The following is an 8,712-nucleotide window of genomic DNA, read 5'->3' as shown; positions in this document are numbered from 1 at the left end:
GGGGGAATGGTAAGCAGCGGCGGATCTGCGGCGGGACGGTCGAGCATGAGCTTCGGGCTGGTGTCCTTCGGTGAGGCGCTCGGCGACCCGGCGCCCGTCGCCGACGTGGTGGCGCAGTACACCGACGACGTCAACCGCGTCCTCGGCTACGGCTACCGGCGGGTGCACCGCGCCGCGCCGGACGTCGGCCTGACCGACCTCGCCGAGCGGGCCGCCCGCCGAGCCCTGGACGCGGCCACGCTGCCCGCCGCGCGGGTGGACCTGCTGGTGCTCGCCGTCACCGACCTCACCGAACACCTCTACTGGGACGCCGCCGCCGACCTGGCGTACCGGCTCGGCGCGGCCGGCGCCGAAGCGGTGCTGCTCACCCAGGCGTGCACCACCGGTGTGCTCAGCCTCGACGCCGTCGCCGGAAAGTTCGCCACCCACCCGGAGTACGCCACCGCGCTCGTGGTGGCCGCGAACCGGACCTGCGAGGCGTACTGGAACCGGATGGAGACCCAGCCGATGGTGTTCTCCGACGGCGCGGTGGCCACAGTGGCCCGGCGCGGGCATCCCCGGCTGCGCTGGCAGGTCACCGAGGCCGCCACCGACGGCCGCTACGCCGGGTTCTACCGGCTCGACGGCGGCGGCGCGGCGGCGCCGTTCGCACCCGGCGCCGAGCCGCCGGCCGCCCGCGACGTGTGGCACGTGATGGAGTTCTTCGACTACGACCCCGAGCAGTTCGCGCAGTACGCCCGCCACCTCGACGAGCGGATGGTGCGGGTCACCGAACGCGCCTGCGAGCGGGCCGGCGTCACCGTCGCCGACCTGGCGCGGCTGATCCTCGTCGCCGACAACGAACGCGCCATGACGTCACTCGCCGAGGCCCACAAGGTGCCGCCGGAGCGAACCAACCGGGCACTGGCGGCCGAGTACGGGCATCTCGGCGCGGCGGATCAGCTGTTCGGACTGAGCCGCCTGCTCGACGCCGGTGAGCTGCACGAGGGCGACCGGGTCGCGTTGATCTCGTTGGGTCGGGGCACCCACTGGGCCTGTACGATCATCGAGGTATGAGCATGTCCAGCCGGCTGGTGCGGCTCGTCGCCGACGTGCTGGAACTGCCCGTCGACCAGGTCGACGCGCAGACCGGCCCCGCGACCACCGCCGCGTGGGTGAGCCTGCGTCACCTCCAGATCGTCGCGGCCGTCGAGGACGCGTACCGGATCTCGCTGACGCCCCGGGAGATCCGGACCGTGCGGTCGGTGGGCGACCTGCGCGCGCTGCTCGCCGAGCGGGGCGTGCCGGAGTGACAGCCGCGCCGGCCCCGCTCGACGACGCCGACCTCGACGCGGGGCTGCTCATCCGCCGCTTCGAGGAGCACCTGCTGCGCCTGTACGCCGACGGTCACCTCGCCGGCACCACGCACACCTGCCTCGGCCAGGAGTACGTCCCGGTCGCGCTGGCCCCGCTGCTGACCGGCGACTTCGTGTTCAGCAACCACCGTGGACACGGGCACTACCTGGCGCACTGCGGCGACCCGGAGGGCCTGCTGGCGGAACTGCTCGGCCGCGAGGGCGGGGTGTGCCACGGCTACGGCGGCAGCCAGCACCTGCGCCGGGACCGGTTCCTGTCCACCGGCGTGCAGGGGGAGAGCCTGCCCGCCGCTGTCGGCGTGGGACTGCACCTCAACCGCACCGGGCAGGACGCGATGGTGGTGGCGTACATCGGCGACGGGACCTGGGGCGAGGGCGCTGTCTACGAGGCGCTGAACATGGCCGCGCTGTGGCGGGTGCCGCTGCTCGTCGTGGTCGAGCACAATCGGATCGCCCAGTCCACCTCGACCACCGCGCAGCTCGCCGGCACCATCGCGGGCCGGGTCGCCGGGTTCGGCATCACCGTCAGCGAGTCCGGCTCGTTCGACCTCACCGAGGTACGCGCCGCCGCCGCGCCGCACGTCGAGCGGGTCCGCGCCACCCGGACGCCGCACGTGCTCGTGCAGCACACGGTCCGGCTCGGCCCGCACAGCAAGGGCGACGACACCCGGCCCGCCGACGAACTCGACCGGCTGCGCCGACTCGACTGGCTCCAGCGGTACGCCGAGGCGTACCCGGAGCGGTTCGCGGCCGCCGACGCGCGGGCCCGGCAGCGGGTCGCGGAGGTCTCGGCCGAGGTGCTGGCCCGGCCGCTCGCGCGCGGAGCGGCGGCGTGACGCGCGCGGAACGGGTGAGCCGTAACCTCAACCGGGCCCTGCACGCGTTGTTCGCCGCCGACGAGCGGGCCTGGCTGCTGGGGGAGGACGTCGCCGACCCGTACGGCGGGGCGTTCAAGGTGACCCAGGGCCTCTCCACCGCCTACCCGGACCGGGTGCTGTCGACGCCGCTGAGCGAGAACGGCATCACCGGCGTCGCGGGTGGCCTGGCGCTGTGCGGCGACACAGTGATCGTCGAGATCATGTTCGGGGACTTCGCCGGTCTCGCCTTCGATCCGATCCTCAACCTGATCACCAAGTCCGTCGCCATGTACGGCGAGCGCACACCGATGCGGGTGGTGATCCGCTGCCCGGTCGGCGGCGGGCGCGGCTATGGCGCGACGCACAGCCAGAGCCCGCAGAAGCACTTCATCGGCATCCCGCACCTCGCGCTGTACGAGCTGTCCCCGCTGCACGACGCGGCCGACGTGCTGGCCGCCGCGCTGCGCCGCGACGAACCGGCGATGCTGTTCGAGGACAAGATCCTCTACACCCGGCGGCGGTACGTGGACGGCCGCGTCGACGACCGCCTCGCCTTCGAGTTGCGCGGCGCGGACGGCAACTGGGCCCGCGTCCACGACCCGGACGCCACCGGCTCGCCGACGCTCGTCATCGCGCCGGGCGGGGTCGCCAACCGGGCGATCGCCGCCGCCACGCGGGCCGCCGAGCGGGGACGTACGGTCGAGGTGCTGGTCCCGGCGCGGCTCTACCCGGTGGACGTGGACGGCCTGCGCGACCTGCTCGCCGGCGCGCACGGCGTGATCGTCGCCGAGGAGAGCACCGCGGGCGGCACGTGGGGGAGCGAGGTCGCCGCCCGCCTGCACGCCGAGGCGTGGCCGCTGCTGCGCGGCCCGGTCGAGCTGGTCAGCTCCGCCGACCGGGTCATCCCGTCCGCGCCGCACCTGGAACAGGCGGTGCTGCTCGGCACCGACGCGATCCTGGACCGGATCATGCGCCTGCCCGCCGCGCCGGCGGCGACCGGCGACCGGGGCGGACCGACTGACGCCGCCCCGGCTACTCCGGCCGGCGTGTCTCCGGGCGTCCCGGTGGACGTACCGCGGCTCAACCCCAACGACGACAGCTACGTGCTGCTGGAATGGCTGGTCGCGGACGGCGCCTCGGTGGAGGCCGGTGAGCCGGTCGCGGCGGTCGAGACGTCCAAGGCGATTGAGGAACTCGCGGCGACGCAGGCCGGCGTGCTGCGTCAGGACGTGGCCGCCGGCGCCGACTGCGCCCCGGGCGCTCCCATCGGCCGGATCCTGCCCGAGTCGGCCGTGCCCGCGTCGGTGGATACGCCGGGCTCGCCCGCTGCGGCGTACCCGGAGCAGGTGGAGGCCGTGGGGACACGGTCGGCGACGCCGGGGCGGCCGCTGCCACCGGCGCAGCGCCGCATCGCCGACGTGGTGTCCACCTCGCACCGGGAGATCCCGGTGGCCTTCACCGCCGTCCGCGTCGACGTGACGGCAGCGCTCGCACACGCCCGCCGCGCCGCCGACGAGACCGGCGCCACGGTCGGCCTGACCGAGGTCGTCATCGCCGCCGTGGCCGCGCTGCACGAGCGGTTCGGTGCCCTCTACGCCCGGCTCACCGGCGACGCGCTGGTGGTCGACGCGGAAGCGCCGTCGATCGGGCTCACCGTGGACGTCGGCACCGGACTGTTCCTGCCGGTGATCCGCGACGCGGCCGGACTGGACCTCGGCGACCTCGCTGACGCCGTGGTCGCGCTGCGGATGAAGGCGCTGCGCGGCCGGCTCCGCGAGGAGGACATGGCCGGCATGAACTTCCTCGTCGCGCTCAACGACACACCCGGCGTCACGGTGGCCCGGCCGATCATCCCGCCCGGCGTCACCTGCGCCCTCTCGGTGCCGGACGTGCACCGCGAGGTCGTGCTCGACGGCGACGGCGGGGTACGCGAGCGGACGGTGGCGGACCTGGGTCTGGCGTACGACCACCGGCTCGTGAACGGGGCGCAGGCCGGGGCGTACCTGGCCGCGCTCGGCGAGGTGCTGCAACGCTGACCGGCACCCCGGATCGGCCGCCGTGCGGTCGTCGCGCGCGCCGCAGCCGCCTCGTCCCCGTCCGGCGCCGGCAGCGACGTCGGCCCCTGTCCGGCGGCGTGCCGCGCCGGTGGGCAGGCGCGTGACCTGCGTTACCTCTCGCCGAGACGGGAATGTGATCACCGGGGACGCATTTGACTCACTGTGTGAGTGCCGCACCCTCCCGCGCCCGGTCGCACGACCGGGCCGGGACGCCCCAGACGACCGATGCTGCCCCGACGCCCACCCCTGGCGACCTGATGAGCCGAGGCCAGCGGCTGAAGCTCGTGCTGGTCCTCGGCTCGCTGATCGCGGTGGGTCCGCTGACCATCGACATGTACCTGCCCGCGCTGCCCGCCATCGTCACGGACTTCGCGACCACGTCGGCGGCGGTCCAGTTGACGCTCACCGGCACGCTCGCCGGGCTCGCCGTCGGGCAGTTGCTGATCGGGCCGCTGTCGGACGCGGTCGGACGGCGCCGTCCGCTGATCGCCGGTCTGCTGCTGCACATCGTGGCGTCGGCGCTGTGCGTGATCGCCCCGAATGTCGCGGTCCTGGGCGTGCTGCGGGTCGTGCAGGGCCTCGGCGTCGCCGCGACCGCCGTGGTGGCGATGGCGGTGGTGCGTGACCTGTTCAGCGGGTCGGCGTTCGCCACCATGCTGTCCCGGCTGCTGCTGGTGATGGGCGCGGCGCCGGTCCTGGCCCCGACGCTCGGCGGCGGCGTGCTGCGGTGGACCGACTGGCGCGGCGTGTTCGTGGTCCTGGCCGTCTTCGGGGTGCTGCTCGTCGTGCTGGCCACGCTCGCCCTGCCGGAGACGCTGCCGCCCGCGCGCCGTCAGCGCGGCGGAGTCGTGGCGACCGTGATGAACTACGGCGGGCTGCTGCGGGACCGGGTCTTCGTCGGCCTGGTCCTGGTCGCCGGCCTGGCCATGGCGGCGCTGTTCGCGTACGTGGCCGGCTCGTCGTTCGTCCTCCAGGACGGGTACGGCCTCGACGAGCAGGAGTTCGGGCTGGCGTTCGGGGCCGGCGCGGTGGGCCTGATCGGCGCGACGCAGTACAACGTGCGGCTGCTGCGCCGCTACTCGTCCCAGTGGATCCTGGTGGCCTCGCTGGTGGGGGGCACGGTGGCCGGGCTGGCGCTGGTGGTGTTCGCCGCGACCGGTTTCGGCGGGCTGCCCGCGCTGCTGGTGTCGCTGTGGGTGGTGCTGGCGGCGGCGGGCCTGGCCATGCCGAACGCCCCGGCGCTGGCCCTGTCCCGCCACGGCGAGGCGGCCGGCACGGCGTCCGCTCTGCTGGGTGCGGTGCAGTTCGGCGTGGGCGCGGTGGCGGCACCGCTGGTGGGCGTGCTCGGCACCGGCGCGGTGGCGATGGCGCTGGTGGTGGCCGGCGGGATGGTGGCGGCCCTGGCGGTGCTGCTGGTCGTCGTGCGGCCGTCGCAGCTCGCCGGCCTGGAGGCGGATCCGACGGTCGCGGTCGCGCACTGACGGACCGCCCGGCGGCGCGGGATGCGCGCGGCGCCTACGCTGCTGCCATGACCGCCCCGGCCCGCATCCTGGTCGAGGGGATCCACGGGTCCGGCAAGTCGACGCTGGCCGCACGGCTGGCGCAGCGCTTCGAGGTGCCCTGGCATCCGGTCGACGACCTGCTGTGGGAGCCGGGCTGGGTGGAGGTGCCGGTCGCCGAGCAGCGGCGGCGGATCGAGGAGATCTGCCGGCGCGACCGATGGATTCTCGACGGCGCCTACCACGGCTGGCGGGACGTGGTGCTCGGCCGCGCCGACCTGGTGATCGGCCTGGACTACCCGCGCGGCGTCTCGTTCCGGCGGCTGCTGCGGCGTACGCGGCAGCGGCTGGCCAGTGGCGAGCAGATCTGCAACGGCAACCGGGAGTCGTGGGGAAGCGTGCTGTCCCTCGACTCGGTCCTCGTGTGGCACGTCACCGGGTTCGGCCGGGCGCGCCGGCGCATGCGGGCCTGGGCGGCCGACCCGGCCGGACCGCCGGTGCTGCTGTTCGCCGACCCGGCCGCTCTCGACGACTGGCTGGCGAGCGGCTCGCCGGTGCCGGGCCGGCGCGGGGCGTGACTACATCGGGAAGCGGCCGCGGCGCCACTGCCAGTGGCGGCCGGCCCGCAGGTGGTCGAGGACCGCTCGCTGCAGCGCGGTGCGGCGGGGCAGCCGGTCCAGCGGGGTGTTGAGGCTGCGGAAGACGAAGCGCAGCACCTCGACGTCGCCGTCCAGCCCGTCCATCTGCTGGTAGGGCTCCAGCGTGAACCGCCGCTGGAACCGGACGATGTTGGACTCCGCCGGCAGGTATTCGCTCAGCTGCGGGTCGAGCAGCCAGGAGCCGCAGGAGAAGGCGGTGTAGCTCTCGTCGGGGAAGTGGCGCGGGAAGAACTCCCGGGCCCGCTCCAGCGACGCGTCGACCGCCTCCGGGGTCAGCGGCCCCGAGTCGGGGATGTGCAGGTCGAGGGCGCCGGTGTCGCCGCGCTGGTGCTGGAGCCGGCCCAGCTCGTAGATGCCGCCGCGCGCGTGCAGCGTCAGCCAGCTCTGGATGACCGGCCAGCCCTCACCGTGCATCCGCCGGTCGACCGCGAGGTTGTTGCCCAGGTCGGCGAGCGTCGCCCAGGACACCTCGTCGGGGACGCCGTGGTCGGCGTGGTACGCCCGGACGACGTCGACCAGCGCCAGGTACGCGTAGGCGTAGAGATGCCGCCAGGCCGGCCCCCGGTCGCGGGGCAGCGCCGGGCCCGGCGGCAGCCAGCCGAAGCCGCCGACGTCGGCCCGGACCAGGGCGATCGAGCGGTCGAGCAGCCAGCGCAGCTCCGGGGTCCACAGTGGGGAATCCGGTTCCGGCCAGGCCGCCATGATCTCGGCGGCGTCGTCGGGGCGGACCGCGAGCCGCTCCAGCAGCGCGGGCGCGTCCGCCCGGGCGGGCAGCGGCGCGGACGGCCGGTCGCCGGCGAGCCGGCGCACCCGGTCGATCTCCTCGGCGGGCACGCCGAGCCGGCCGGCGACGTCGTCCACATCCATGGGGACGACGCTACCGGCCGGCGTCCGCGCCGACAGCCCCGCGCGGTGCTCAGCGCCGTTGCTGGCACGGCACGCAGAAGCGGGCCGAGGGGCGGATCTCCAGGCGGGCGGTCGGGATGTCCTGGCCACAGCGTTCGCAGACGCCGTACGTGCCCTCGGACATGCGCTTGAGCGCCTCGGCGGTGTCCGCGATGCCCTGGCGCGCGGCCTCGATCAGCCGGCGCAGGGTGTCCGGGTCGTGGCCGCCGTGGTCGGGCTGGCGCGTGTGCAGCGTCAGCTCGGTGAGCTGGTCGGTGTACTCGGTGAACTGCCGGTCCAGCAGTTCCCGCAGGGTGTCCGTGCGGTCGTTCAGGGCGTGCGTCATGATCAGGCGCTCCTTTCCGGGCGGCGCTGGGTGTCGTGCGGGTGGCGCAGGGCCGAGATGGCGGCCATGCCGGCGCCGGTCAGGGCGGCGGTCCGGGGTGAGGCGGCGCGGTGGACCGCGGCGCCGAGCGTCGCGACCATGCGGGCGGTCACGTCGGGCCGGGTCGCGCCGTCGCCGATGACGATCACGCCCCGGGCCAGGGCCGTACGGACCAGGGGCCGCAGCGCCGGGTCCTGGCGCAGCTCCCGGACCAGCCGCGCGGCGGAGTCGGCGAGCATGCCGGCGGTCGTCGCGTGGTTCAGGTCGCGGGTGCCGACCTCGGCGCGGCGGGCGGCCACGACGCGGCCGTCCTCCAGCAGCGCCACCTCGGTGAGCTGCGCGCCGATGTCGGCGATCAGCAGGGTGCCGGCGGCGGCGCCGGCGCCGATGGCGCCCGCCCGGACGCTGTCGAGGAACAGCAGCCGGGACGGCGCGAGGACGGCGGCGAGCACGCGGCGCGTCGCCTCCTGCTCGGCCGGCGCGGACAGCACCGGCCGGCAGGCCACCACGAGCGCGCCGACCGGCACCGACGCGCGGTGGTCACGCAGGATGCGCCGCAGCTCGGTGACGCAGGCCGGACCGTCCACGATCCGCCCGCGCCGTACGACCGGGCTGCGGAGGCCGTGACCGAGCGGGACGCTGAGCGTCCGGCCCGGTCCCAGCCAGATCCGCAGCAGGCTGCTGCCGAGGTCCACGGCGATCGGCGCCGCGTCGGCGCCCACCGGCGGGCGGGTGGTGTGGGAGCGGCCGATCAGCAGACCGGTACGCGCCGCGGAACGGACGACGGTGACGGGATGCGGCATACCGACCTCTTTCGGATCAGGTGCCCAACCGGGCGGTGGACGGTGCGGGGAAGGGGTGTGGCCGGGGGCCGGGGCCGGACGCCGGATTCGCTCGACGGCGCCGGCGGCCAGGGCTCAGGCGCGCCGCAGGTCGCCGCTCGCGGACCGGGACGCGACGAAACCGGCGAACACCGGTGGTGAAGCCATCGACGTGCGGGTCATGGTCACCACCT

At 75.1% G+C, this 8,712-nt stretch carries 9 protein-coding genes; 6 read left to right on the top strand and 3 right to left on the bottom strand.

The genetic code is table 11. The features are described 5' to 3' along the window. Window positions 1-45 precede the first annotated feature (45 nt). The 6 genes from ACSDG8_RS04170 to ACSDG8_RS04145 all read left to right on the top strand — a co-directional run bounded on the left by ACSDG8_RS04170 (window position 46) and on the right by ACSDG8_RS04145 (window position 6,346). Entirely contained in the window at window positions 46-1,056 is a 1,011-nt protein-coding gene (locus ACSDG8_RS04170) for a 3-oxoacyl-[acyl-carrier-protein] synthase III C-terminal domain-containing protein (protein WP_210891027.1), read from the top strand. Beyond that, window positions 1,053-1,292 carry an acyl carrier protein gene (locus tag ACSDG8_RS04165; RefSeq protein WP_247677904.1) on the top strand — a complete coding sequence of 80 codons (240 nt, stop codon included), beginning with the start codon at window positions 1,053-1,055 and terminating at the stop codon, window positions 1,290-1,292. Before ACSDG8_RS04170 ends, ACSDG8_RS04165 begins: the two co-directional genes overlap by 4 nt. Then, on the top strand, window positions 1,289-2,191 hold the full coding sequence (locus ACSDG8_RS04160) for a thiamine pyrophosphate-dependent dehydrogenase E1 component subunit alpha (RefSeq protein WP_210891028.1): 903 nt from the start codon (window positions 1,289-1,291) through the stop codon (window positions 2,189-2,191). The genes ACSDG8_RS04165 and ACSDG8_RS04160 overlap by 4 nt, the downstream gene beginning before the upstream one ends. Further along, window positions 2,188-4,248, top strand: a complete 2,061-nt coding sequence (locus ACSDG8_RS04155) for a 2-oxo acid dehydrogenase subunit E2 (protein WP_210891030.1) — start codon at window positions 2,188-2,190, stop codon at window positions 4,246-4,248. Before ACSDG8_RS04160 ends, ACSDG8_RS04155 begins: the two co-directional genes overlap by 4 nt. Window positions 4,249-4,526: 278 nt before the next feature. Further along, the gene (locus ACSDG8_RS04150) at window positions 4,527-5,750 is read left to right on the top strand and encodes a multidrug effflux MFS transporter (RefSeq protein WP_210891032.1); all 1,224 of its coding nucleotides are present in this window, start codon (window positions 4,527-4,529) and stop codon (window positions 5,748-5,750) included. A gap of 47 nt (window positions 5,751-5,797) precedes the next feature. Next, complete coding sequence (locus ACSDG8_RS04145; RefSeq protein WP_210891035.1) at window positions 5,798-6,346, top strand: adenylate kinase; 549 nt, start codon at window positions 5,798-5,800, stop codon at window positions 6,344-6,346. Here the strand turns inward: ACSDG8_RS04145 and ACSDG8_RS04140 are convergent, their stop codons facing one another. The 3 genes from ACSDG8_RS04140 to ACSDG8_RS04130 are packed head-to-tail and all read right to left on the bottom strand — an operon-like array spanning window position 6,347 to window position 8,500. Beyond that, on the bottom strand, window positions 6,347-7,294 hold the full coding sequence (locus tag ACSDG8_RS04140) for an acyltransferase domain-containing protein (protein ID WP_210891037.1): 948 nt from the start codon (window positions 7,292-7,294) through the stop codon (window positions 6,347-6,349). A gap of 49 nt (window positions 7,295-7,343) precedes the next feature. Continuing rightward, window positions 7,344-7,658 (bottom strand): TraR/DksA family transcriptional regulator, encoded by a 315-nt coding sequence (locus ACSDG8_RS04135; protein ID WP_210891039.1) that lies wholly within the window; start codon window positions 7,656-7,658, stop codon window positions 7,344-7,346. 2 nt (window positions 7,659-7,660) lie between these two features. Continuing rightward, complete coding sequence (locus ACSDG8_RS04130) at window positions 7,661-8,500, bottom strand: rod shape-determining protein (protein WP_210891041.1); 840 nt, start codon at window positions 8,498-8,500, stop codon at window positions 7,661-7,663. Between the last annotated feature and the right edge of the window lie 212 nt (window positions 8,501-8,712).

It is taken from the genome of Micromonospora sp. LA-10 (genome assembly GCF_051853095.1).
Classification (GTDB): domain Bacteria; phylum Actinomycetota; class Actinomycetes; order Mycobacteriales; family Micromonosporaceae; genus Micromonospora; species Micromonospora echinospora_A.
This window is presented reverse-complemented; position numbering and strand designations above follow the sequence as displayed.